At 74.5% G+C, this 22,560-nt stretch carries 23 protein-coding genes; 12 read left to right on the top strand and 11 right to left on the bottom strand.

The genetic code is table 11. From position 1 onward, the window contains the following. Window position 1: 1 nt before the first annotated feature. Window positions 2-1,996, top strand: coding sequence for a prolyl oligopeptidase family serine peptidase (locus ACGF5U_RS18360; protein ID WP_392715703.1), 1,995 nt, complete (start codon window positions 2-4; stop codon window positions 1,994-1,996). After that, a complete protein-coding gene (locus ACGF5U_RS18355) occupies window positions 1,993-2,946 on the top strand; it encodes an LD-carboxypeptidase (RefSeq protein ID WP_392715705.1) in 954 nt (317 codons plus the stop codon). Before ACGF5U_RS18360 ends, ACGF5U_RS18355 begins: the two co-directional genes overlap by 4 nt. A 76-nt stretch (window positions 2,947-3,022) precedes the next feature. Here ACGF5U_RS18355 and ACGF5U_RS18350 read toward each other — a convergent pair whose 3' ends face one another. Further along, window positions 3,023-4,120, bottom strand: a complete 1,098-nt coding sequence (locus ACGF5U_RS18350; RefSeq protein ID WP_392715708.1) for an adenosine deaminase — start codon at window positions 4,118-4,120, stop codon at window positions 3,023-3,025. A 75-nt stretch (window positions 4,121-4,195) separates the two neighbouring features. Next, the gene (locus ACGF5U_RS18345) at window positions 4,196-4,945 is read right to left on the bottom strand and encodes a GntR family transcriptional regulator (RefSeq protein WP_392715710.1); all 750 of its coding nucleotides are present in this window, start codon (window positions 4,943-4,945) and stop codon (window positions 4,196-4,198) included. Window positions 4,946-5,233: 288 nt separating this feature from the next. Here ACGF5U_RS18345 and ACGF5U_RS18340 point away from each other — a divergent pair, with 288 nt between their 5' ends. The 3 genes from ACGF5U_RS18340 to ACGF5U_RS18330 all read left to right on the top strand — a co-directional run bounded on the left by ACGF5U_RS18340 (window position 5,234) and on the right by ACGF5U_RS18330 (window position 8,074). Then, entirely contained in the window at window positions 5,234-6,691 is a 1,458-nt protein-coding gene (locus ACGF5U_RS18340) for an MFS transporter (protein ID WP_392715712.1), read from the top strand. A 249-nt stretch (window positions 6,692-6,940) separates the two neighbouring features. Beyond that, the gene (locus ACGF5U_RS18335) at window positions 6,941-7,468 is read left to right on the top strand and encodes a GNAT family N-acetyltransferase (protein ID WP_392715714.1); all 528 of its coding nucleotides are present in this window, start codon (window positions 6,941-6,943) and stop codon (window positions 7,466-7,468) included. Between the two features lie 102 nt (window positions 7,469-7,570). Further along, complete coding sequence (locus ACGF5U_RS18330; protein WP_392715716.1) at window positions 7,571-8,074, top strand: GNAT family N-acetyltransferase; 504 nt, start codon at window positions 7,571-7,573, stop codon at window positions 8,072-8,074. Between the two features lie 79 nt (window positions 8,075-8,153). Here ACGF5U_RS18330 and ACGF5U_RS18325 read toward each other — a convergent pair whose 3' ends face one another. Together ACGF5U_RS18325 and ACGF5U_RS18320 are read right to left on the bottom strand one after the other, a co-directional pair. Continuing rightward, window positions 8,154-8,501: a VOC family protein gene (locus ACGF5U_RS18325; protein WP_392715718.1), complete on the bottom strand. Its 348-nt coding sequence runs from the start codon at window positions 8,499-8,501 to the stop codon at window positions 8,154-8,156. A gap of 48 nt (window positions 8,502-8,549) precedes the next feature. Further along, window positions 8,550-9,353, bottom strand: coding sequence for a class I SAM-dependent methyltransferase (locus ACGF5U_RS18320; RefSeq protein WP_392715720.1), 804 nt, complete (start codon window positions 9,351-9,353; stop codon window positions 8,550-8,552). 145 nt (window positions 9,354-9,498) lie between these two features. Between ACGF5U_RS18320 and ACGF5U_RS18315 the strand changes: the two genes are divergently transcribed. The 3 genes from ACGF5U_RS18315 (at window position 9,499) to ACGF5U_RS18305 (ending at window position 13,390) form a co-directional block, all read left to right on the top strand. Next, complete coding sequence (locus ACGF5U_RS18315) at window positions 9,499-9,873, top strand: hypothetical protein (RefSeq protein ID WP_392715722.1); 375 nt, start codon at window positions 9,499-9,501, stop codon at window positions 9,871-9,873. Window positions 9,874-10,115: 242 nt separating this feature from the next. Further along, window positions 10,116-11,522 carry an NAD(P)/FAD-dependent oxidoreductase gene (locus ACGF5U_RS18310; RefSeq protein WP_392715724.1) on the top strand — a complete coding sequence of 469 codons (1,407 nt, stop codon included), beginning with the start codon at window positions 10,116-10,118 and terminating at the stop codon, window positions 11,520-11,522. Window positions 11,523-11,536: 14 nt separating this feature from the next. After that, on the top strand, window positions 11,537-13,390 hold the full coding sequence (locus tag ACGF5U_RS18305) for a transketolase (RefSeq protein ID WP_392715726.1): 1,854 nt from the start codon (window positions 11,537-11,539) through the stop codon (window positions 13,388-13,390). Between the two features lie 90 nt (window positions 13,391-13,480). Here ACGF5U_RS18305 and ACGF5U_RS18300 read toward each other — a convergent pair whose 3' ends face one another. From ACGF5U_RS18300 to ACGF5U_RS18290, 3 genes are all read right to left on the bottom strand, one after another. Beyond that, window positions 13,481-14,035: a GNAT family N-acetyltransferase gene (locus ACGF5U_RS18300; protein WP_392715728.1), complete on the bottom strand. Its 555-nt coding sequence runs from the start codon at window positions 14,033-14,035 to the stop codon at window positions 13,481-13,483. 313 nt (window positions 14,036-14,348) lie between these two features. Then, complete coding sequence (locus tag ACGF5U_RS18295) at window positions 14,349-14,519, bottom strand: hydrophobic protein (protein WP_392818840.1); 171 nt, start codon at window positions 14,517-14,519, stop codon at window positions 14,349-14,351. 228 nt (window positions 14,520-14,747) lie between these two features. After that, window positions 14,748-15,905 (bottom strand): Vms1/Ankzf1 family peptidyl-tRNA hydrolase, encoded by a 1,158-nt coding sequence (locus ACGF5U_RS18290; RefSeq protein WP_392715730.1) that lies wholly within the window; start codon window positions 15,903-15,905, stop codon window positions 14,748-14,750. A gap of 153 nt (window positions 15,906-16,058) precedes the next feature. Here ACGF5U_RS18290 and ACGF5U_RS18285 point away from each other — a divergent pair, with 153 nt between their 5' ends. After that, a complete protein-coding gene (locus tag ACGF5U_RS18285; RefSeq protein WP_392715732.1) occupies window positions 16,059-16,631 on the top strand; it encodes a TIGR03086 family metal-binding protein in 573 nt (190 codons plus the stop codon). 95 nt (window positions 16,632-16,726) lie between these two features. On the opposite strand, the gene ACGF5U_RS18280 is transcribed toward ACGF5U_RS18285, so the two are convergent. The 3 genes from ACGF5U_RS18280 to ACGF5U_RS18270 all read right to left on the bottom strand — a co-directional run bounded on the left by ACGF5U_RS18280 (window position 16,727) and on the right by ACGF5U_RS18270 (window position 18,243). Next, a complete protein-coding gene (locus tag ACGF5U_RS18280; protein WP_392715734.1) occupies window positions 16,727-17,281 on the bottom strand; it encodes a type 1 glutamine amidotransferase domain-containing protein in 555 nt (184 codons plus the stop codon). Between the two features lie 190 nt (window positions 17,282-17,471). Then, the gene (locus ACGF5U_RS18275; protein WP_392715736.1) at window positions 17,472-17,900 is read right to left on the bottom strand and encodes a CBS domain-containing protein; all 429 of its coding nucleotides are present in this window, start codon (window positions 17,898-17,900) and stop codon (window positions 17,472-17,474) included. Between the two features lie 25 nt (window positions 17,901-17,925). After that, window positions 17,926-18,243, bottom strand: coding sequence for a DUF2795 domain-containing protein (locus tag ACGF5U_RS18270; protein ID WP_392715738.1), 318 nt, complete (start codon window positions 18,241-18,243; stop codon window positions 17,926-17,928). Window positions 18,244-18,586: 343 nt separating this feature from the next. Here ACGF5U_RS18270 and ACGF5U_RS18265 point away from each other — a divergent pair, with 343 nt between their 5' ends. Both ACGF5U_RS18265 and ACGF5U_RS18260 read left to right on the top strand, forming a co-directional pair. After that, window positions 18,587-19,033 (top strand): hypothetical protein, encoded by a 447-nt coding sequence (locus ACGF5U_RS18265; RefSeq protein WP_392715740.1) that lies wholly within the window; start codon window positions 18,587-18,589, stop codon window positions 19,031-19,033. A 596-nt stretch (window positions 19,034-19,629) separates the two neighbouring features. Beyond that, window positions 19,630-20,424 (top strand): RNA polymerase sigma factor SigF, encoded by a 795-nt coding sequence (locus tag ACGF5U_RS18260; protein ID WP_392715742.1) that lies wholly within the window; start codon window positions 19,630-19,632, stop codon window positions 20,422-20,424. On the opposite strand, the gene ACGF5U_RS18255 is transcribed toward ACGF5U_RS18260, so the two are convergent. Beyond that, the gene (locus ACGF5U_RS18255; protein WP_392715744.1) at window positions 20,402-21,601 is read right to left on the bottom strand and encodes a PAS domain-containing protein; all 1,200 of its coding nucleotides are present in this window, start codon (window positions 21,599-21,601) and stop codon (window positions 20,402-20,404) included. The genes ACGF5U_RS18260 and ACGF5U_RS18255 overlap by 23 nt on opposite strands. A 139-nt stretch (window positions 21,602-21,740) precedes the next feature. Between ACGF5U_RS18255 and ACGF5U_RS18250 the strand changes: the two genes are divergently transcribed. After that, the gene (locus ACGF5U_RS18250; RefSeq protein ID WP_392715746.1) at window positions 21,741-22,502 is read left to right on the top strand and encodes an ANTAR domain-containing response regulator; all 762 of its coding nucleotides are present in this window, start codon (window positions 21,741-21,743) and stop codon (window positions 22,500-22,502) included. The last annotated feature ends 58 nt before the right edge of the window (window positions 22,503-22,560 follow it).

The raw sequence follows: 22,560 nt of genomic DNA, 5'->3' as shown, positions 1-22,560 counted from the left end.
CATGGTGCCCATGGGGGCCTACGGAACCTGGCCGTCACCGATCGACGCGAGCCTCGCCGCCGCGCACGACGGCCATCCGGAGTACGCCGGCGTCGTCGGCGACGAGGTGTGGTGGACGGAGCCGCGCCCGGCCGAGGCCGGCAGACGCGCCCTCGTGCGCAAGCGCGCGGACGGCACCGAGGAACCGGTCCTGCCGGCGCCGTGGAACGTGCGCAGCAGGGTCATCGAGTACGGCGGACAGCCCTGGGCCGGCACGGCACGACCCGGCGGCGCCGGACCGCTCGTCGTCTTCTGCCACTTCCCCGACCAGCGGCTGTACGCGTACGAACCGGACGGCACCGCCGATCCGCGCCCCCTCACCCCGGTGTCCCCGGTCGGCGGCGGGCTGCGCTGGGCCGACCCGGTCATCCGCCAGGACCTGGGCGAGGTCTGGTGCGTCCTGGAGGAGTTCACCGGCGAAGGACCCGAGGACGTCCGCCGGGTGATCGCGGCGGTGCCGCTCGACGGGTCGGCCGCCGACGACCGGGCCGCCGTACGCGAACTGACCGACGACCGGCACCGGTTCGTCACAGGACCCCGGGTCTCGCCGGACGGGCGGCAGGCCGCGTGGATCGCCTGGGACCACCCGCGCATGCCGTGGGACGGCACGGTGGCGATGGTCGGCGACATCACGCGGACGGGCCCGTTCACCGGCGTAACGCAGGTGGTCGGCGGCCCCGACGAGTCGATCTGCCAGGTGGACTGGGCGGCGGACGGCTCCCTGCTGTTCGTCTCCGACCGCACCGGCTGGTGGGAACTGCACCGCGTACGGCCCGGAGACACCGGCACATCCGGGACCGGTCTGTGCGCCGGACGCGCGGAGGAGTTCGGCGGGCCGCTGTGGAAGATCGGCCTCAAGTGGTTCCAGCCGCTGGACAGCGGCCTCGTCGCCGTCATCCACGGCCGGGGCGCCACCGCCCTCGCCATCCTCGACCCCGAGACCGGCGAACTCGTGGACGCCGCTGGGCCCTGGACCGAGTGGGCGCCCACCCTCGCCGCGCACGGCAGCCGCGTCATCGGCGTAGCCGCCAGCCCCCGCAGCGCCTACGAGGTGGTCGAGCTGGACACCGGCACCGGGCGCGCCCGGGTCGTCGGCTCCGCCCACGACGACCCGGTCGACCCCGCGTACTACCCCGAACCCCAGATCCGCACCTTCACCGGGCCCGACAACCGCGAGATCCACGCCCACGTCTACCCGCCGCACAACCCCGACCGGGTCGCCCCCGACGACGAACTGCCGCCCTACGTGGTGTGGGCGCACGGCGGCCCCACCGGACACGCCGCGCTCGTCCTCGACCTGGAGATCGCCTACTTCACCTCACGCGGCATCGGCGTCGCCGAGGTCAACTACGGCGGTTCCACCGGCTACGGGCGCGCCTACCGCGAGCGGCTGCGCGAACAGTGGGGCGTCGTGGACGTCGAGGACTGCGCCGCCGTCGCCGAGGCGCTCGCCGCCGAGGGCACCGCCGACCCGGCACGGCTCGCGATCCGCGGCGGCAGCGCGGGCGGCTGGACGGCCGCCGCGTCGCTCGCCACCACCGACGTCTACGCCTGCGGCACGATCCTCTACCCGATCCTGGACCTGACCGGCTGGGGCACCGGCGAGACCCACGACTTCGAGTCGCGGTACCTGGAGTCCCTGATCGGGCCGCTCGCGGAGGTCCCCGGCCGCTACCGCGAACGGTCGCCGCTCACCCATGTCGACCGGATCGGCGCCCCGTTCCTGCTGCTCCAGGGGCTGGACGACGTGATCTGCCCGCCCGTGCAGAGCGAACGGTTCCTGGCCCGGATGGCGGGGCGCGGCGTCCCGCACGCCTACATCGCCTTCGAGGGCGAGGGCCACGGGTTCCGCAGGGCCGACACCATGGTCCGCGTCCTGGAGTCCGAACTCTCCCTGTACCTGCAGACGTTCGGCATCACCCGCTTCGACGTCCCGCCGCTGGAGCTGAAGAAGTGACGGTGCCGATCCGGCCGTCCGTACGCCCCCGGCGGCTGCGCCAGGGCGACCGGGTCGCCGTCGTCGCCCCCAGCGGACCGGTACGCGCCGAACGGCTCCGGGCCGGGCTCGACCTGCTGCGCGGCTGGGGCCTCGACCCCGTGGCCATGCCGCACGCCCTGGACACCCACCCCCGGCACCGGTATCTCGCGGGCGACGACGCGGCCCGTGCCCGGGACCTCCAGGACGCCTGGTGCGACCCCGCGTTCGCCGCGGTGCTGTGCGCCCGCGGCGGCTACGGGGCGCACCGCGTGGTCGACCTCCTCGACTGGGACGCGATGCGGGCGGCAGGACCCAAGGTGTTCGCCGGGTTCAGCGACGCGACGGCGCTCCACGAGGCGTTCGCCCTGCGCATGGGCCTGGCCACGCTGCACGCGCCGATGCCCGCGGCGGTGCCGTTCCTGGAGGACGCCGCCACCCGGGAGGCGCTGCGGGCGACGCTCCTCGCCCCCGAGACGGTGCGCACGCTCGGCCACGCGAAGGCACGGGCGCTGGTGCCGGGGCGGGCCCGCGGCGTCACCGTGGGCGGCTGCCTGTCGCTGCTCACCGCCGGGATCGGTACGCCCGACGGGCGGACGTCGCTGCGCGGCGGGCTGCTGTTGCTCGAGGACGTCGGTGAGGAGCCGTACCGGCTGGACCGCGCGCTCACCCAGCTCCTGCGCAGCGGGCTGCTGGACGGCGTGGCGGGGATCGCGCTCGGCTCCTGGGCGGAGTGCGGCCCCTACGACGACGTGCGGGCGGTCCTGCTGGACCGGCTGGGCGGGCTCGGTGTCCCGGTCGTGGAGGAGCTGGGCTTCGGGCACGGCCCGACGACCCTGACCGTGCCGCTCGGGGTGCCGGCGCTGCTGGACGCCGACGCGGGCACGCTCACGGTGGAGGTGCCCGCGCTGGACGCCGACGGCTCCGCGTGACGCGGCGGCGGAACGCTCCCCGCGCGTCGGCGAGCGGGGGCCGGTCTGCGGTCGGTCGGCGGTCGGTCGGTCGGTGTCAGCCGGCGTCGGTGAGGGCCGCGTACCCGGGACGGACGATCTCGTCGATGATGCGGCGGCGCTCGGGCAGCGACAGGAACGCGGCCTCCACGGCGGCGACCGTGAACTCCTCGAAGACCTCGGGCCCGTAGCCGAACGCGTCCGCCATGTGCTGGAACTCCCGGCTCATGGTGGTGCCGGAGACCAGCCGGTTGTCCGTGTTCAGAGTGATCCTGAAGCCCAGCCGGCGCAGCTGGTCGATCGGGTGCGTGGCGTAGTCCTTCGCGGCGCCCGTCTGCAGGTTGGAGGTCGGGCAGACCTCCAGGGCGATGCGGTTGTCCCGGACGTACGCGGCGAGGTGGCCGAGCGTGCCGTCGTCGGCGATGTCGTCGGTGATGCGCACGCCGTGGCCGATCCGCTCGGCGCCGCAGACCTGCACCGCCTCGTGGATCGACTCGGCGCCGACGGCCTCGCCCGCGTGGATGGTGAAGTGGCAGTTGTGCCGCTTGAGGTGCTGGAAGGCCGGCAGGTGCCGGGCCGGCGGGTTGCCGATCTCGCCGCCCGCGATGTCGAACCCGGCCACGCCGCGCTCGCGGTGGGCGACGGTGAGCTCGGCTATCTCCAGGGACCGGTCCGTGTGCCGCATCCCGGTCAGCAGCGTGCCGACGGTGATCCGCCCGCCGGTGCGGCGCTCGCCCTCACGGAAGCCGTCGTTGACGGCCTCGACGACCTCGTCCAGGGTCAGACCGCCGTCGAGGTGCTGCTCGGGGGCGTACCGCACCTCGGCGTAGACCACGCCGTCCGCCGCCAGGTCCTCGGCACACTCGGCCGCGATCCGGAACAGCGCCTCACGGGTCTGCATCACCGCGCACGTGTGGGCGAACGTCTCCAGGTACCGCTCCAGCGAGCCGGAGTCGGCCGCGTCACGGAACCAGACGGCGAGCTCGTCCGGGTCCTCGGTCGGCAGACCGGTGTAGCCGCACGCGCGGGCGAGCTCGATGATCGTGGCGGGGCGCAGGCCGCCGTCGAGGTGGTCGTGGAGGACGGCCTTCGGCGCCTGGCGGATCCAGTCGCTCACGGCGGGGGCAGCGGGGGCGAGGTTGTCAGACAAGTGCATGACGGGAGTGTAGGGCACGCCCCGGACGGGCGCCGTGACGTGGCCGACAGGGCCACCGCCCCGGCGCCGGACGGCTCAGTTCGACTGGAGCAGCGGAAGCGCGGGAGCACCCGTAGGCAGCATGTGCTTGGCCGCCAGGATCGGCGTGTCCCCGACCCGTACGACCTGCGTGATCAGTACGGCTGGGGTGTCGGCCGCCCGGTTCAGCTGCTCGCCCCGCCGCTGCCCCACCAGCGTCGCCGTCACCGCGCTGTGCGCGCTGAGCGCCACTCCCCGCTCCGCGCCGACCAGCACGGCGAGCATCGACGTGCGCTCCGGGGCCGGCTCGTCCCGCAGCGCCCGCGCGAAGCCGGGGTGCGCCCGGTCCAGCACGTCGTCGGCGGCCGCCCACTCCTGGCTGAGCGCCGCCGCCACGCCGTCCGCCGCCAGCAGCGACTCCCAGAACCGCAGCTCGGCGCGGGCGGGCGCGAGCAGGTGCTGGGTGGTGAAGTCGGTCGGCTCCTCGACGGTGCGCAGCAGCGCCCGTACGCGGACGTGCGCGCCGCCGCCGATCAGCTCCTCCAGCGGCTGGATGTGCTCGAAGCCGCGCCGGGGCGGCCGGTCGTTGACCGTGCGGCCGACCCCGCGCCGCACGGTCAGCAGACCGTCCTCCTGGAGCAGGAGCAGCGCCTCGCGCAGGGCCGGGCGGCTGACGCCGAGCTCGGCGGCGAGCCGGGGCTCGGACGGCAGGGTGGAGCCCGGCGGGTAGACGCCCGCGTGGATCGCGTCGGCGATCCGCTCGTACAGCACCACCACCGGCCGCCGCTGTTCTGCGCTGACCACCACTGCTCCTCCTCGGCTCACTTGTCGCCAAGCTAAGCGGAGCCTGCCCGGCCGAGGCAATGCGCCCGGGGCGCGGGTCGCCCGGATCGGCGGGGCGGAAGTGGCGGTGCGGGGCGGCATGACGGGGCCGGGAGGGACTTTCGGCCCGTTTGTGGCCGGTTCCACGGACCGGTGGACCTTGCGTTTTACGCGCGTAGATTCCAATCTGAGGTCAGCACTTGTCTGACAAGCATGGATGGCAAGGCTCATCGCACCCGTTCTCGACCTGACATCCAAGGCAAAGGGGCCGACATGTCGACCATGCTCGCCCGGACCCGTTCCGGAGCCGAATCCGATCTCGCGGGCCGTGGCCCGATGCTGTTCGCCCTGGTACTGGCCGTACTCGGCTACCAGATCAACGCGACCATGCTCAGCCCCGCACTCCCCGATGTCATCGAGCGTCTCGGCACCACTCCCGCCGCCGCGGGCCTGTCGCAGACCCTCTTCTTCCTGATGGCGGCCATCGGCCAGGTCACCCTGGCCCGGCTCAGCGACCGGCGCGGCCGCAAGCCGATGATGCTCATCTGCGCCGTCGTCCTGATCATCGGCAACCTGTTCTGCGTCTTCGCGCCGAACATCGAGGTCTTCATCCTCGGCCGCGTCCTCCAGGGCGTCTCCGCCGCGATGTTCACCCTGGCCTTCCTCACCCTCAACCAGGTGCTGACCCCCGCCGGGTTCGGCAAGGCGGCCGGCATCATCACCGCCGTCAACGGCGGCCTCGCGGGCGTCGACGCCATCGCGGGCGGTCAGATCGCCGACACCATCGGCTTCCGCGGCATCTTCGTCTGCTCGGCCCTGATCGCCGTCGCGGGCCTGCTGCTCGTCCGCCGTCACGTCCCCGACACCCCGCCGACCACCGTCGCGGGCGGCCGCTTCGACTCCCGCGGCATCACCGCGCTCTCGCTCGGCCTCACCGGCGTCCTTGTCGGCCTCGCCCAGGGTGCCACCTGGGGCTGGACCTCCGGGCTGACCCTCGGCTTCCTGCTCGGCGGCGTGGCCTCGCTCGCCTTCTTCGTCGTCTCCCAGAAGAGCGCCGACGACCCGGTCATCGACATCGACGTGCTCGCGTCGCGCCGCGCCTGGCCGCTGCTCCTCACCACCATCTGCACCCTCGGCGGCGCGTTCGGCGCGATCGCCCTCACCATCCCGCTGTTCGCCCAGGACGCCCGGGTCGGCCTCGGGATGACCGCCGTCACCACCGCGATCCTGTTCCTCACCCCGATCCAGCTCATCGGCGTCATCTCCGCACCGCTCACCGGCCGCATCGGGCCGAGGATCGGCTGGCGCACGATCGTGGTCGTCGGCGCGGTCGCCAACTTCGCGATCTTCCTCGTCGCCACGCTCTTCCTGCACACCCAGTGGATCCTGATCACCTCGCTGGCCGCGCTCGGTGTGACGTACGGCGGTTTCATGCTCACCGGCCTCAACGGTCTCGCCGTCACCACCGCCCCGAAGGACAAGCCCGGCTCCCTCTCCGGTCTGAACGGAGCCTGCTTCGGCATCGGGGCGTCCCTCGGCATCGCCCTCGCCTCCGCGATGATCACCGCGGGCAGCGACGCCGGCGGCGTCACCGAGGCCGGCTACCAGCACGCCATGTACATCGCCCTGGGCATGCTCGGCGTCGGTGTGCTCACCGCGCTGCTCATCCGGCGCCCCGACACCGCCGACACCGCCGGGTCCGATGAGCCGCTCATCGTCAGCGGCCACTGAGGCGGACACCAGCGGCTACTGAGGCGGACACCGCCCGCGAGGGTTCCCCCTCCCGCTCACACCGCCGCCCCCGGCGGCCGGACCCACCGTCCCGGCCACCGGGGGCGGCGGGCGTTCCGCCGGGCGGGCGTTCCGCCGGGCGGGCATGGGCGCCGGGTTGGCGTTCCGCCGGGCTGGCGGGGCGGCTCGCGGGGGCCCGCGCCCTTATCGGGATGCGCCGCGCCCGTTTGTTTGCGATAGTCGCGCGCTGTGAACACCACTGAGCTCGTCCTCCGGCGTGCCGAGGACTCCGACGCGGCCGACATGGCCGACGTATGGCTGCGTTCCTTCACCGCCGCGCTGCCGCAGGTGCGCCGCGCGCACGACGACGACGGGGTGCGGGCCTGGTTCCGTCATGTGGTCGTGCCGCGCGCCGAGTCGTGGGTGGCGGTCGCCGACGACTCGGTGGTCGGGCTCCTGGTGCTGGACGGCGCGGAACTGGAGCAGCTCTACCTCGATCCGTCGTGGCGCGGCCGCGGGGTGGGGGACCGCCTCATGGACCTCGCCAAGCGGCGGCGGCCCGACGGACTGGGCCTGTGGGCCTTCCAGGTCAACGGACCTGCGCGGCGGTTCTACGAGCGGCACGGCTTCGTCGCCGTCGAGTACACCGACGGCGGGCGCAACGAGGAGCGGGAGCCGGACGTCCGCTACCTCTGGCAGCCCCAGCCCCAGCCCCAGCCCCGGCCCCAGCCCCGGCCCCAGCCCCAGCCCCGGTCGACGTCCGTCGCGGGGGCGTGACCGGTGTCCGCCATCGGCGGGTCCGGTCCCCGCCCCGCTCACGGTCCCCGGCTCGGCGCCCGTTCCGGTGCTCGCCCCGCCTTCGTCGCCGAAGGGCCGACGGTGGGCATCCGGCCGCTCCGCCTCGCCGACGCCGACGAGTTCACCGCCCGCGCCGCCGAGAGCCGGGAACTGCACCGGCCCTGGCTGTTCCCGCCCGAGACGACCGGGGCGTACACGCCCTGGGCGCGCGCCCTGATCGAGGATCCGGCGAGGGAGTCGTTCCTCGTCTGCGCCCGCGACTCGGGCGCCGTCGCCGGGTTCGTCAACATCAACAACATCGTCCGCGGCGCTTTCCAGTGCGGCGCGCTGGGCTATGGCGCCTTCGCCCACGCGGCGGGCCGCGGCCTGATGAGCGAAGGGCTACGGCTCGTCCTGCGCCATGCCTTCGGCCCGCTGTCCCTGCACCGGCTGGAGGCCAACATCCAGCCCGGCAACGCGGCTTCGCTGGCGCTCGTGCGCCGCGCGGGATTCCGGCTGGAGGGGTTCTCACCGGCGATACTGCACATCGACGGAGCCTGGCGCGACCACGAACGCTGGGCGATCACCGCGGAGATGCCCGCCTGACGCCGTCGGCGCACGACCGTCGCCACCGGCTGCCGCCACCGGCCGTCGCCCACGACTCCCCGTGGCGGCGGCTCGGGGCTCAGCGGCGGCGGTCGGCGTACTCGAAGACCGAACCGTCCGGGTGCACCGCGATCAGATTGCGGCCCACCGGCGTCGGCACCGGGCCCGCCAGCACCCGTGCGCCGCCCTCGGTGAGTGCGGCGTGCGCCGTGTCCACGTCCTCGACCGCGATCGTCGCCGTCACCCTCCGCAGGATGTCGAGCTCCGCCTCAGGTCCGCTCATCAGCAGGAAGCAGCCGACGGCCGCCACGGAGACGCCCCCGCGCTCGAAACGGAGCGCGGAACCGCCGGTGAGCCGTTCGTAGAACGCCACCGAGGACTCCAGGTCGTCGACGCAGACGCGCAGCGTGGTGCCGAGAATCTCCATGAGGACGAGGGTAGTTGCCCCGGCCGGGGAGTGAGATCCGTTCCTCCGTCAGACCCGGCAGAGCAGTTCGCCGTGCGGCACCATGAACCACCCGTCGTCGCTCCGGCCCCAGTCGCGCCAGCCGTCGGCGATCGCGGCCAGCCGCTGTTCCGTGGCGTGGCCGCCCTCCACGGCGAGCCGCGCGTACACCGAGGCCGTGGTGCGGTCGGCCCACAGCCCGCTCCACCACGCGCGCTCGGCGTCCGTCGCGAAGCACCAGGTCGACGCGGTGGCGGTGATGTCCGTGAACCCGGCCTGCCGCGCCCAGGACAGCAGCCGGCGGCCCGCGTCGGGTTCACCGCCGTTGGCGCGGGCCACCCGGCGGTAGAGCTCCAGCCACTCGTCCAGGACCGGCGGCTCGGGGTACCAGGCGAACGCCGCGTAGTCGCTGTCCCGGACCGCGACGACACCGCCGGGCCGGCACACCCGGCGCATCTCGCGCAGCGCCGCCACCGGGTCGCCGACGTGCTGGAGCACCTGGTGCGCGTGCACGATGTCGAAGGAGGCGTCGGGGAAGTCCAGGGCGTGCACGTCCGCGACCGCGAACTCCACGTTCCGCAGATGGCGTTCGACGGCGACGGCACGCGCCTGCGCCAGTACGTCACCGGCGGCGTCCACGGCCGTCACCCGGCCGGGAGCGACCCGCTCGGCCAGGTCCGCCGTGATGGTGCCGGGGCCGCAGCCCACGTCCAGGACGTCCAGGCCGGGGCGCAGTTCGGGGAGCAGGTACGCCGCCGAGTTGGCGGCCGTGCGCCAGCGGTGCGAGCGCAGGACCGACTCGTGGTGCCCGTGGGTGTAGACAGCGTCCGTCATGGCGGCGTTCCGTCCTCTCGTCCGATGGAGCGGCAGAGCCGTCACGGTACGCGATCATGTCGAATGATGAGACCCGCTTCTCGTATGCTGGGACGGTGAGTGGGGCGTCGTTAGCCGGTCGGGGGGCGCGGGTACCCGCCGCCGCATGGACGCGAAGCTGCTCGACACCCTCCGCGCGCTGGTGGGGCGGGGCCCCGCGCGGCGGTCAGCCGCCGACGCCCCAGAGGGCGAGACGGCACGCGGACCGCGACCCGCCGCCCCAGGCACGGCCCCGCAGGGGACGGAGCCCGAGGACACGGAGCCCCTGGACTCGGAGCCCCTGGACACGGAGCCCGAGGACACGGAGCCCCTGGACACGGAGCCCCTGGACACGGAGCCCCTGGACACGGAGCCCCTGGACACGGAGCCCCTGGACACGGAGCCCGAGGACACGGAGCCCCTGGACACAGGGGCGCTGGAAGACGAGGGCGTACCGCCGCTGCCGCCCACCGACCCGGAGACGCCGCACCACCGCGCCTGAGCCACCACCGCGCCCGACCCGCCAGGGCGCGGACACCCCCCGCGTCCGGCCCACCCGGGGCCGCGGCCTTCCCTCACGGGGCGCGCGGGCGGTGCGGGCTGCCAAGGCCTCGTCGCGCGGCTCGGGTGGCTCGCGCGGTCCGGGCGGCGCGGTTTGGCGGTGGGTCTCAGGGGCACCGGGAAGGTCCCGTCCGGCCCGGCCGGACGACCCGACCGCACCCGGACATGACGCTGGAGGCACCCGTGACCCCGTCCGCCAGCCCGCTCGCCGGCCCGTCCGGCGACAGGCCGCGCATTCTGATCGTCGGAGCCGGATTCGCCGGCTATCAGGCGGCGCGCGGCCTGAGCCACCGCCTGCGCGGCCATGCCGAGATCGTGCTCCTCAACCCGACCGACTACTTCCTCTACCTGCCGCTGCTGCCGCAGGTCGCCGCCGGGATCCTGGAGCCTCGCCGCGTGACCGTGTCCCTGCCCGGCACCCTCCGCCACGTCCGGCTGGTCCTCGGCCACGCCGACCGGATCGACCTGGACGACCGGAGGGTGCACTTCACCGACCCCGAGGGCGCGGGCGGCGCCATCGCGTACGACCGGCTGGTCCTGGCCGTCGGCAGCGTCAGCAAGCTGCTGCCGATCCCCGGCGTGGCCGAGCACGCCACCGGCTTCCGGGGCCTGCCGGAGGCCCTGTACCTGCGTGATCACATCACCCGGCAGATAGAGCTGGCGGCGGCGGAGGGCGATCCCGCCCACTGCGCGTCCCGCTGCACGTTCGTCGTCGTCGGCGCCGGCTACACCGGCACCGAGGTCGCCGCGCACGGCAAGATGTTCACCGACGCGCTGGTCCGCAGGCAGCCCGTGTGGCCCACCGGCGTACGGCCCCGCTGGATGCTCCTCGACGTGGCGCCGCGCGTCCTGCCGGGCCTCGACGAACGGCTGGCCGCCACCGCCGACCGGGTGCTCCGCGACCGGGGGGTCGAGGTGCGCACCGGCACGTCCGTCCAGGAGTCCACCTCCCGGGGAGTCCGTCTGAGCGACGGCGAGTTCGTCCGCACCCGGTCGCTCATCTGGTGCGTCGGCGTCCGTCCCGACCCGCTGGTCTCGGAACTCGGCCTGCCCGTGGAGCGCGGCCGCCTCCTCGTCTCGCCGGAGCTGGGCGTCCCCGGCAGGCCCGAGGTCTTCGCGTGCGGCGACGCCGCCGCCGTACCCGATCTGAGCCGGCCCGGCGAGTTCACGGCCATGACGGCGCAGCACGCGTCCCGGCAGGGGCGTACGGCCGCACGGAACGTCGCCGCGTCCCTCGGACACGGCGAACCCGCCCTGTACCACCACGGCGACCTGGGCTTCGCCGTGGACCTCGGCGGGGTCAAGGCCGCCGCCAACCCGCTCGGTGTCCCGCTGTCGGGGCCGGTCGCCGGAGCCGTCACCCGCGGCTACCACCTGGCCGCGATGCCGGGCAACCGGGTGCGCGTCGCCGCCGACTGGCTGCTGGACGCCGCACTGCCCCGGCAGGCCGTACAGCTCGGCCTCGTCCGCTCCTGGCAGGTGCCGCTGGACACGGCGTCGCCGGAACTCGTCCACGCGACCGGAGGACCGGGCGGACCCGCAGGACCCGGCGGACCCGGCGGGTCCGGTCAGGACCGGCCCGCGCGGTGACCGGAAGGAGCGCCATGCAGTACGAAGACATCGCCTCGCTCGCCCAGCAGTTGAGGGCCGACGCCGTACGCGTCGCCGACGCGGCGGGCTCCGGCCACCCCACGTCCTCCATGTCGGCGGCCGACCTCGCCGCCGTCCTCCTCGCCCACCACCTGCGCTACGACTTCGACCGGCCCGACCACCCCGGCAACGACCGGTTCATCCTGTCCAAGGGACACGCGTCACCTCTGCTCTACGCCATGTACCGGGCGGCCGGCGCCGTGGACGACGAGGAGCTGCGCACCTACCGCACGCTCGGCAGCCGGCTGGAAGGGCACCCGACGCCCCGGCTGCCCTGGGTCGACGTCGCCACCGGCTCCCTCGGGCAGGGGCTGCCCGTCGGGGTGGGCGTGGCGCTCGCCGGGAAGCGGCTCGACCGGATCCCCTACCGCGTGTACGTCCTGTCCGGTGACAGCGAGATGGCGGAGGGCTCCGTCTGGGAGGCCGTCGAGCACGCCGCCTACGAGCACCTCGACAACCTGACCCTCATCGTGGACGTCAACCGGCTCGGACAGCGCGGCCCCACCCGGCACGGACACGACGTCGGCGCCTACGCGCGGCGGCTGCACGCCTTCGGCTGGCACGTCATCGAGGTGGACGGGCACGACGTCCAGGCCGTCGACGCCGCGTACGCCGAGGCACGCTCCACGATCCGGCAGCCCGCCGCGATCCTCGCCACCACCCACAAAGGGCGCGGTGTCGAGGCCGTCGAGGACCGCGAGGGCATGCACGGCAAGCCCGTACCCGACGCCGAGGAGGCGATCGCCGAACTGGGCGGGCCGCGCGCCCTCCACGTGGACGTACAGCGGCCCCCCGAGGGGCGGGTGCTGCACGCCGTGAGCGACTCGGAGCCCGAGCTGCCCCGCTTCGACGTGGGCGACGAGGTCGCCACCCGTACCGCCTACGGGCGGGCCCTGGAGGCCATGGGCGCGGCGCGCGGGGACGTGGTCGCGCTGGACGCCGAGGTGAGCGACTCCACACGGGCCGAGTACTTCGCGAAGGCCCACCCCGAGCGCTTCTTCGAGTGCTACATCGCCGAACAGCAGCTCGTCGCGGCCGCCGTGGGGCTCCAGTCGCGCGGCTACCTGCCGTACGCGTCGTCGTTCGCGGCCTTCCTGACCCGCGCCCACGACTTCGTGCGCATGGCGGCGGTCGGCCGCGCCCGGCTCAACCTGGTCGGCTCGCACGCGGGCGTCGCCATCGGCAAGGACGGCCCGTCCCAGATGGGCCTGGAGGACCTGGCCATGTTCCGCGCGGTGCACGGCAGCACGGTCCTGTACCCGTGCGACGCCAACCAGACCGCCAAGCTCGTCGCGGCCATGGCCGACCGGGGCCGCGAGGGCATCCGCTACCTGCGCACGTCACGCGGCGACACCCCCGTGATCTACGGGCCGGACGAGGAGTTCCCCGTCGGCGGCAGCAAGGTCCTGCGCGCCGGCGCCCACGACCGGGCGACGGTCGTCGCCGCCGGGGTGACGGTCCACGAGGCGCTGAAGGCCGCCGACCTGCTGGCCGACTACGGCATCCCGGTGCGGGTGATCGACCTGTACTCCGTCAAGCCCGTGGACACCGCCACGCTGGACGACGCGGCCGGAGCCACCGGCTGCCTCCTCACCGTCGAGGACCACCACCCCGAGGGCGGCATCGGCGACGCGGTGGCCGACGCCTTCGCCGACGGCCGTCCGGCGCCCCGCACAGCCCGGCTGGCGGTGCGCGGCATGCCGGGTTCGGCGACCCCTGACGAGCAGCTGCGTGAGGCGGGCATCGACGCCGAGGCGATCGTCGCGGCCGTGAAGCTGCTCGTGGAACGGGTCGTGGCGCACGGCTGACACGGATGCCCCCGTGCCGACCGCGCCGTCCCGACCGGGCCGCGCCGTGCCGGCCGCGACCGCGCCGTGCCGACCGCGCCGGGCGTGGCGTCAGCGCCCGGCGCGGCCGGCCTGCCACTCCTCCCGCGTCAGGGCGTACTCCACATCGCCCTGTTCGGAGCCCTCGATGGTCTCCGGCCACTCCTCGAAGAACGTCCGGACGTACCGCAGCCCCGACTTCTCCATGACGCGGCGCGAACCCGTGTTCACCGTCATCGTCGTCGCGGTCACCCGCCGCACCCCCAGCTCCTCGAACGCCTTGTCGATCAGAGCACGGGAGCCCTCCGTCGCGTACCCGCGCCCCCACGCCCTGCGGTGCAGCCGATAGCCGAGTTCGACCGTGTGCGGGTCGTCGCCGGGCGCGGCCTGCGGCTCCAGCTGGAACCAGCCGAGCCAGGCGCCGTCCCCGGCGGCCTCGGCGACCCAGAAGCCGTGCCCCAGCAGCCGCGGCAGGGTCCGGGTCCGCACCTCGTCGCAGGACGTGGGGCGTCCGCCGTTGAGGTACCGCATCACCTCGGGGTCGTTGTCGAGGGCGACCACCTCGTCCAGGTCGGCCTCGTGGAACGGGCGCAGGGTCAGCCGGGGCGTCTGCAGGAACACGGTCATACGGCGATCGTCGAAGGCCGGGGCGCCACCGCGCAACACGATTTCGCCCCGCGACGGAAGGCCCCCGGAGCGGGGGGGGGGGCGGCGCCCCCCCCCCCCGGCCCCCCCCCCCCCGCCGGGGGCGGGGGGGGGGGCCGGGCCCCCCCGCCCCCCCCCCCCCCCCCCCCGGCCCCCCCGGGCCCCCCCCCCCCCACCGTTGCCCCCCCGCCCGGCCCCCCCCGGGGGGGGGGGGGCGCCCCCCCCCCGCGCGCGGGGGGCCCGCCCGGCCGGTCGGGCGCGGGGCGCCTTCGCGCGCCCCGCGGTCTCCCGGCCGCTACCAGCGGTACCAGCGGGACCGGCCGCCACCGGCAGCCGTGCCCGTGAACAGGAACCCGAGCAACCAGATGACCAGGACCGCCAGCGCGATCCACCACAGCGCCTTCACGGCGAATCCGAAGCCGAAGAGAAGGATCGCCAGCAGCAGAACCAGCAGGATGGGAACCATGATCTGCACCTCCGCCCTACGAGTGCCCAGGTGGCGCCGGTGTACACGGGGCTCGCGGCCGCGCGTCGTCGTCGTGTCGGCCGTACGCCGCGCACCGGCCGCACCGGGTGGGACGACATGATCCGGAAACAGCGGCAGGAGGACCGCAGGACCCGGCTGACGGTGCTCGTCGCGCTGTACAGGCGTGCCCCCGTACGCCTGGGTACGGGGGCACGCGGATACCGGAGGTCAGGCCGTCGCCGCCTCCCGCTCCCGCTCCTGGTACGGCCAGCGCAGCAGCGCGCCCAGGCCACCGGCCGGTACCTGATCGTCGATCTCCGGCTGTACCCGGAGCACGTCGGCCCCGGTCACCACGGCCGAACGCAGCAGCGCGTCGTCCGCCCTGGCCGCGACCGGCTCCGTGTCGCCCAGGTACTGGGTCTCGCTGCGGCGTACCGCGATCTGGTCGGGTTCGGCGCCCACCCACACCTCGCGGTGCGCGTCGGGCCCCTCGGGGCGGATCAGCAGCTCGGCGATCCGGTGCTCGCGGGCCGCCTCGATCAGGGCGGGTACGCCCTCGGCGGCGACGGGCCGGCCCTCGCCGGCGGGGGAGCGGCCCGCCCGGAACCGGTCGAGTTCCGCTTCCGCGATCCGCCGCGCGTGCTCACGCCGGGCCGTGTCCACGTCCTGGTCCAGCAGCCGGCGGGAGGCGCCGGCGGCCCGGCCGCCGTGCTCGCTCTCCACCGCGCGTTCGCGGAGAGTTCCGGGGAGCCGCTCCAGGACGGAACGCCGCTCACGCGGGTCACCGGCCAGCACGATCAGATCGGCGCCGGTCTCCTCCTGGGACGCGGCGACGGCTTCGGCGATCCTGGCGGCGTTCTGGTCCCAGGTGTTCTCCACGCTCAACTGGAAGTGGCGCTCGGACCAGGCGTTGGTCGCCGTGCGGTGCACGGGCCACTGACGGCCCTCCACATGGCCGGCCGGCATCGCCGCGACGGGGCTGCGCAGCTCCAGGTCGGCGCCGGTCCTGTCGATGTACGCGACCAGGCAGACCGGCTCCTGGGCGGCCACGTCCAGGAGTGGGCCGAGGCGGGGCAGTGCCGACCAGAACACCTGCTGCGGGGCGAGCGGCCGCGCGGTCAGCGGCGGATCGAGGACGACCTCGCCGTGGGCCGCGAACACCGCCCGCCCCGCCTCGCCCGGAGGCCGGGGCCATGAGGTGAGCGCCTCGCGCACGGCCCGCTCGGTCGCCGGGTCGGCGCCCAGGGCGGCGAGTTCCGCACAGACGTCCCTGGCCTGCAGCTCCATTCGTTCACGGGCGGACTCGTCGACGCGGGAGGTGTCCAGATAGACACTGGCCCACGGCCCGGGGCGGTCGAAGAGACTGGTGAGAAAGGCGAGTTGCATGGCTCCCTCCCGGAGGCCGGAGTGTCCGTCCGGAACGGGTACCCGGAGGGTTCGCGACCACACGGACCTCACACGGACCTCTCCTGTCGCGCCGCCGAGGGGGCGCGGGTGACAGTGGACCCGTCGGTTCCACCGCTCCACGGAGGTGTCCCCATGACCAACCCGCTGCTCGACCGGCACACCGAGGCACTCGACCTGTTCACCCGGCGTGTCCATGAGATCGGGGCGGACCAGTGGGACGGCCCCACGCCGTGCACGGAGTGGTCCGTGCGGGACCTGGTCAACCATGTGACCGGTGAACAGCTGTGGGTGGTGCCCCTGGTGCGCGAGGAACGGACGATCTCCGAGGTCGGCGACGCCTTCGACGGCGACGTCCTGGGTGACGACCCGGTCGGCGTCTGGGACCGGTCGTCCGCCGCGGCGAGCGACGCGCTCCACGAGCCGGGCGCGCTCGACCGTACGGTCCATCTCTCGGCGGGCGACACACCCGCCGCGGCGTACTGCGCGCAGATGGTGACGGACCTGGTGGTGCACGCGTGGGACCTGTCGCGGGCCATCGGCGCGGACGAGCGGCTGGCGCGGCACCTGGTCGACTTCGCGCTCCAGGAGCTCTCACCGTACGCGGACGATCTGGCGGCGAGCGGTCTGTTCGCCTCGCCGGTCCCCGTCCCCGATGACGCCGACCCCCAGACCAGGCTGCTGGGCATGCTCGGCCGCCGGGCCTGACGACCCGGCGGCCGGTGGCGCGGCCCTGACGACCCGGCGGCCGGTGGCAGGGCGGGGGCGGGGGCGGGGCCGGAACTCGGGGCGGCGGGGGGGCCTCAGGCTCGGCTCGGCGTCGGCGCCTTGCTGAACTCCGCGATGAACGCCTGGCAGAAGGCCGGCAGGTCCTTCGGCTTACGGCTGGTGATCAGCGTCGTCGGAGCGGCGTCGCAGATCTTCACCTCCTCGTCCACCCAGGTCGCGCCCGCGTTGCGGAGGTCGGTCCGGAGGCTGGGCCAGGACGTGAGCGTCCTGCCGCGTACGACGTCGGCCTCCACCAGTGTCCACGGGGCATGGCAGATCGCCGCGACGGGCTTGCCCGCGTCGAAGAACCCCCGCACGAAGGCGACGGCGCCCTCGTCCATGCGCAGGGCGTCGGGATTGGCGACCCCGCCCGGCAGGACGAGCCCGTCGTAGTCGGAGACGGACGCGTCGTCCACCGTCCGGTCCACCGGGAAGGTGTCCGCCTTGTCGAGGTGGTTGAACGCCTGGACGCTACCCGTCCGCGTGGAGACCAGATCCGGTGAACCTCCGGCGTCCGTGACCGCCTGCCACGGCTTGGTCAGTTCGATCTGTTCGACGCCCTCGGGCGCGACGAGAAACGCGATACGCATGATGCGGCTCCTTCTCTCCGGCAGACGGGCCGAGGGACCCCGGCGGGCCGGACGGGCTCGTGCCCCGGCCCGCGCGGGCCCGTACAGGCACCTGTCGGCCCGTGTGCGGCCCGTGGACATTCCCACGGTGGTTTCGGGGTGGGTGGGTTCGGGTGGTTCCGGGTGGTCCTCGGTAGTCCTGCGTGGTCCGTCAGGCCGGTTCGGTGTTGGGTTCGGCGCGGCTGATGTCGGCGAGCGCGGACCGGGGGTCTTCGGAGATCGCCAGATCGCCGATGGACACCACGCCCAGCGGGCGTCCGTCCTCCACCACCGGCAGCCGCCGGATCGCATGGCGGCGCATCAGCTCGACGGCGGTCGCCACCTCGTCGTTCGGCCCGACGCAGACCGGATCCGGCGTGCAGACGGTCTGGGCGTTCACGGTGAGGGGGTCGGCGCCCTCGGCGACCGCCCGCAACGTGATGTCGCGGTCGGTGACCACTCCCACGAGCCGGTCGCCGTCGGCCACCAGCACGTCGCCGATGTCCTGGGCACGCATCAGCTGCGCCGCCTCGACGAGTGAGGCATCGGGCCGAACCGCGGCCACGCCCGGTGTCATCACTTCCCTGACGAGCTGTGCCATGGAGCTCATCCCTTCGTACGTGTCGTCACATCCGGTGCAGCGCTACCGCCACGTCCTGCACGCTCCGGTACGTCCGGTCGCCGGGCAACCCCGCCACGCGCTCCATGAGCCGGTCGGGCGCGTGCCGTTCGCGCAGCACCCGCATCAGATCCCCGCGGTGGGCCGGGAACGGGGTACGCGCCAGGTGCCGGCCCAGTTCCAGGCGCAGCACCTCGAACGGATCCGTCTGCGCGCGCGGTGGCGCCAGTTCCGGATCGTCCTCGGCGACCGGCTCCGGGTCGTGCCACTCCTCGGTCCTGGTCGGGTGGCCGGACTGGAGCAGCCCTTTCAGCTGGTGCTTCATCTCGTCATCCTGACGGCGGCTGAGCCGATCGCTGCCTCGCTGCATGGCGCCCTCCACGATGCCGCGTGTGTCGGTCGCCGGGCGGGTACCCGGCCGCGCGGCCGCAAACCCGTCACCGGACGGGTGCGCTGCGGGAGGCGGGCGGACCGGGCGGTGGGCGGTGGTTTGAGGACGGTCCCGCAGGGGACTCGCCGCTGCGGCCGAGCGGCCATGGGGTAAGGGGCCGAACGGTTCCGGACGTGGGCGGCGGCCCGCGCCCGGAACCTCGCCCCGGTACCCGACGCGGACTCCAGCCCCTTCGGGCGCTGGAGTCCTGGCCGCCAGGACACGGAAGGACGGGTCGATGGAACTGATATCCGTGCTGATCCCCCTGCTTCTGCCGCCCGCACTGCTCGGCGCCGTCCTGGCGATGGGCCGCTACGAAGAGCTGGTCCTGCCGTCCGATCCCCTCCCCGTGGAGGACGCCGCCCCTACGGACGACCTGTCGTCCGGCGCCGTCCCGTCGGCTGTCCCACCGTCGGAGGCCGGTCTGCCCGATGCCCCGCCGCCCGTCGGCACACCGGGGGGCGCCCTGCCGTCCGCCGAGGCCGGCGTCGCCGCCGACGAGCCTTCGACGGGGGCCACGGTGTCCGGCACGGGGGCCGCGGGCCCGCCCCTCGCGCCCGCCTCCACGCCCGCGGCACGTCGGCGCCACGCCCGGGGGCGCCGCACGGCGCGGGCGGCCCGGCCGTGTCCCGCTCCGGCCGCCACACCGCACGGTGCGGAAGCCGAGGCTCCGGCCGGCCCCTGACGTTCCGGCGCCCGTTCCCGACGCCCGCAGCCCGGCCACAAAGGCCCGTCGGTCCGGACGACGCCCATACCCCGCCACAACGCGGCCCGCCGGTCTTGACGGCACCCCCGTGCCGGTCCCTGACGGCACCCTCGTGCCGGTCCCTGACGGCACCCCCGTGCCGCCCTGACGGCGAGCCCCGCGCCCCGGCCCCGGCGACCCGCGCGCGATACTCCGGCGATCCGCCCGCGACCTTCCGCATCACTCGGACAGCCGAACCGGCGCGTCCCGTCCCGCTCGCGCGACCGCGTCCGGCGGGGGCCGTCTGCATACCTGCTCACCTGCGCGTTCGTCACCCGCGTGAGCTCTACCCGCGAGTAGGACCGTCGTGTCCCGACGGTGGCCGTCCCGACAGCGGGAGCCGGATGACGATTCCGTGCGGAGAGTGGAGTGAGGCGTTTGCCACAGCGGGCCCCGGGCATGCGCATCTCGTGCTTCGGACCGGAGGCACGTCCTGGGAGTGGCCCACCGCTCCGGGCGTGTCTGTGCCCGGACGGAAGAGAGCTCTCTCGGGGTGACAGCAATCCGTCAGCGCCGTTCAGGGAGCTGGAAACAACATGCGTACCCTCGCTCACACGAAGCATCCGCACGACGACGCACCCGACACCGCCGACGCGTTCCGGCGCCTGGCCGAGTTGCCGGACGGTGAGGAACGGGACAGCGTCCGCGAGGACATCGTGCGCGCCTGGCTGCCCATGGCCGACCGGCTGGCCGGCCGGTTCCGCAACCGCGGGGAGTCGCTGGAGGACCTCAAGCAGGTCGCCGCGCTCGGCCTGGTCAAGGCCGTCGACCGCTACGACCCCTCGCGTGGCGCCGCCTTCGAGAGTTTCGCGGTGCCCACGATCACCGGCGAGATCAAGCGCCACTTCCGGGACCACATGTGGACCCTCCACGTCCCGCGCCGCGTCCAGGACCTGCGCGGCCGCGTCCGCACCGCCTACCAGGAGCTGACGCACTCCGTCGGCGGGCGTGTCCCGACCGTCTCCGAGATAGCCAAGAAGGCCGGCATGACCGAGGAGGAGGCCATGGCCGGACTGGAGGCGCTGGACAGCTTCACCGCGCTCTCGCTCGACGCGGAGCTGCCCGGCACCGAGGACGGCTACACCCTCGTCGACGCGCTCGGCGGCCCCGACCCGGCCCTCGACGTCGTCGTCGACCGCGAGGCCGTCAAGCCACGGCTGCGCGAACTCCCCGAACGGGAGCAGAAGATCCTCTACATGCGGTTCTTCGGCGACATGACCCAGAGCCGGATAGCCGAGGACCTCGGCATCTCGCAGATGCACGTGTCCCGGCTGATCAGCCGCTGCTGCACCAGGCTGCGGGAGGACATCATGCGGGACGTCGCCGCATAGCCAGCGCGACATGACGGGACACGACGTCGGCCGCCTGCGCCTCGGCCATCGAGAACGCCCGCCGGGCGCCGGTGCGGAACAGTGTCAGCACGCCCAGCACCCCGCTGCCCTCGCAGTACAGCGGGAGGCACAGCAGCGAGGTGACCTGGGCGCGCACGAGGACGGCCATGCCGTCCGCGTCCGTCCCGAACGCGAGGGCGTCCTCGGGCCGTACCTGGAGCGACGCCGAGCCGCCCCGCGCGACCTCCACGACCAGCGGGCAGTCCGCCGGGGCCTGCGCCGCCATCGCCCGGGCGAGCGCCGCGGCGGATCCGCCGCGGGCCGCCGTACCGTCCTCCGGGGCCGTCCCGGGCTTCTCGGGCGGGGCCAGCACGACCAGCCGGCGCGATGGCCGCGCCCCCGCCGTGTCGGCGACCACCCAGTCGGCGAACCGGCCGTGCAGCACTCCGGCCACCGCCTCCAGCACGGCACGGACATCGTCGTCCGGCGGGCAGCGCAGCAGGGCGGTCGCCACCGCGTCGACCAGGTCGAGTGCCTCCGCCCGCTCCGTCGCGCCCGCCAGGTCCGGCGGTGCCGGGCGGCGCCTGGGCCGCCCCGGCGCCGCGGCGGTCGCCACGTGCGAGTCCGGCGCGTCCGGCTGGAGCACCACGACCACGGTCGGGTGCGGCTCGCCCGGCAGCGGCAGGGTGGCCAGTGTGGCCCGCACCGGCTCGCCCGGCCGCTGCTGGAGCCGGACGGTCAGGCTCCGGCCGCCCTCGCCCCGGGCGGTGGCGGCGACCTGCGAGCGGAACGGGGCCCGGTCGCCAGGCGTCAGCAGGCTCGCGAGCGGCCGGCCGGTCGCATAGCCCGCCCGTACCCCGGTCAGCCCCGTGGCGGCGAAGTTCATCCGCCGCACGACGGTGTCACGGTCGACCAGCGCCACCGCCAGCGGCAGCCGCTGGAACAGCGTCTTCAGCAGTTGCCGCTCCTGCCGCTCGGCGGACGAGCCGTCCGGGGCGCGCGCCGCCAGCTTCTCGTAGCGGGGCCACAGCGTCTCCGCCGCGTGCTGGAGTTCGAACAGGGCCGCGTCGAGGATGCCGTGCTGCTCCTCCGGCGGCAGCGCGCGGGCGCCGCGCAGCTCCCCGACACGGCGTACGAAATCCGCGAGATCCTCACCGAACGCATCCGTCTCCGTCATGCCACCGCTTTCTGCTCCACCCGATCGCCACGAGCGCTCCACGCCGCCGCTACGAGCACCGTAACCGCATCACGCGCCCCATGTGCGCGCCGTTTCGCGCCCCCCACACGGGGCAGCCGCACCCAGAGAGGAGTTGCCGATGCTGCCCGAGCAGGAGTACGAAGGTCCCGAGCCCGCGTCCACCGTCCGCCGGCTGCAACAGCTCGCGGAGCAGTGCGTACGGTCCGTGCCCGCGTGCTGCGGCGCCGTCGCCACCCTCACCGGCGACGAGGCCGAGCGCCGCACCAGCGCCACCCATCCGGACCTCGCCGCACTCGTCTCCGTACAGCTCGACAGCGGCGACGGGCCGATCCGCACGGCCCTCGACACCGGCGAACCCGTCGACGCCGAGGACCTGCTGCACGACGACCGCTGGCCCGACTACCGGGCCGTCGCCCTCGGCTCCGGCGTACGGGCGAGCGTCACCCTGCCCTTCCACCGCGCCGGTATCGACATCACCCTCAACCTGTACGGCTTCCGGCCCGGTTCCCTGGAGGACGCCGTCCACAGCCCCGCCGCCGTGCTGGGCGAGGAGGTGGCGGCCGGACTCGTCCGCGACCGCCGCTACCGCGCCGCCCTCACGGAAGTCGGGCAGCTGGCCACCGCGCTGCGGTCCCGGCCGGTCATCGACCAGGCGGGCGGCATCGTGATGCACGTCCTCGGCTGCGACGCCGACGAGGCCCACGCCGTGCTGCGGCGCGTCTCGCAGCTCACCAACCGCAAACTCGCCGATGTCGCCGCCCAGGTCGTCCGCACCAGGGGCCGGGGCCTGGAGGACGAGATAGCCCGGCTGGCGGCGACGACGACCGGACACCTCTCCGCCCGGCCACCGGGCGGCGAACCGGCCGGAACCTTCGTATAAAGAACACGGGGAGACACGGCACGCCCCCGGGACACGGGCGACACGGCGTACGGGGGCG

Source organism: Streptomyces sp. NPDC047886, assembly GCF_043204435.1.
Lineage (GTDB): Bacteria > Actinomycetota > Actinomycetes > Streptomycetales > Streptomycetaceae > Streptomyces.
The sequence above is the reverse complement of the archived record's forward strand: the minus strand, read 5'-3'. Positions and strand labels throughout refer to the sequence as shown.

Bases quoted from the DNA above. Each gene is read 5' to 3' on its own strand.
- ACGF5U_RS18360 (WP_392715703.1), top strand. From the start codon at position 2: ATGGTGCCCATGGGGGCCTACGGAACCTGGCCGTCACCGATCGACGCG.
- ACGF5U_RS18270 (WP_392715738.1), bottom strand. From the start codon at position 18,243: ATGAAGCACCAGCTGAAAGGGCTGCTCCAGTCCGGCCACCCGACCAGG.
- ACGF5U_RS18295 (WP_392818840.1), bottom strand. From the start codon at position 14,519: ATGGTTCCCATCCTGCTGGTTCTGCTGCTGGCGATCCTTCTCTTCGGC.
- ACGF5U_RS18300 (WP_392715728.1), bottom strand. From the start codon at position 14,035: ATGACCGTGTTCCTGCAGACGCCCCGGCTGACCCTGCGCCCGTTCCAC.
- ACGF5U_RS18290 (WP_392715730.1), bottom strand. From the start codon at position 15,905: ATGCAACTCGCCTTTCTCACCAGTCTCTTCGACCGCCCCGGGCCGTGG.
- ACGF5U_RS18285 (WP_392715732.1), top strand. From the start codon at position 16,059: ATGACCAACCCGCTGCTCGACCGGCACACCGAGGCACTCGACCTGTTC.
- ACGF5U_RS18305 (WP_392715726.1), top strand. From the start codon at position 11,537: ATGCAGTACGAAGACATCGCCTCGCTCGCCCAGCAGTTGAGGGCCGAC.
- ACGF5U_RS18315 (WP_392715722.1), top strand. From the start codon at position 9,499: ATGGACGCGAAGCTGCTCGACACCCTCCGCGCGCTGGTGGGGCGGGGC.
- ACGF5U_RS18275 (WP_392715736.1), bottom strand. From the start codon at position 17,900: ATGGCACAGCTCGTCAGGGAAGTGATGACACCGGGCGTGGCCGCGGTT.
- ACGF5U_RS18325 (WP_392715718.1), bottom strand. From the start codon at position 8,501: ATGGAGATTCTCGGCACCACGCTGCGCGTCTGCGTCGACGACCTGGAG.
- ACGF5U_RS18280 (WP_392715734.1), bottom strand. From the start codon at position 17,281: ATGCGTATCGCGTTTCTCGTCGCGCCCGAGGGCGTCGAACAGATCGAA.
- ACGF5U_RS18260 (WP_392715742.1), top strand. From the start codon at position 19,630: ATGCGTACCCTCGCTCACACGAAGCATCCGCACGACGACGCACCCGAC.
- ACGF5U_RS18250 (WP_392715746.1), top strand. From the start codon at position 21,741: ATGCTGCCCGAGCAGGAGTACGAAGGTCCCGAGCCCGCGTCCACCGTC.
- ACGF5U_RS18320 (WP_392715720.1), bottom strand. From the start codon at position 9,353: ATGACGGACGCTGTCTACACCCACGGGCACCACGAGTCGGTCCTGCGC.
- ACGF5U_RS18265 (WP_392715740.1), top strand. From the start codon at position 18,587: ATGGAACTGATATCCGTGCTGATCCCCCTGCTTCTGCCGCCCGCACTG.
- ACGF5U_RS18350 (WP_392715708.1), bottom strand. From the start codon at position 4,120: ATGCACTTGTCTGACAACCTCGCCCCCGCTGCCCCCGCCGTGAGCGAC.
- ACGF5U_RS18340 (WP_392715712.1), top strand. From the start codon at position 5,234: ATGTCGACCATGCTCGCCCGGACCCGTTCCGGAGCCGAATCCGATCTC.
- ACGF5U_RS18255 (WP_392715744.1), bottom strand. From the start codon at position 21,601: ATGACGGAGACGGATGCGTTCGGTGAGGATCTCGCGGATTTCGTACGC.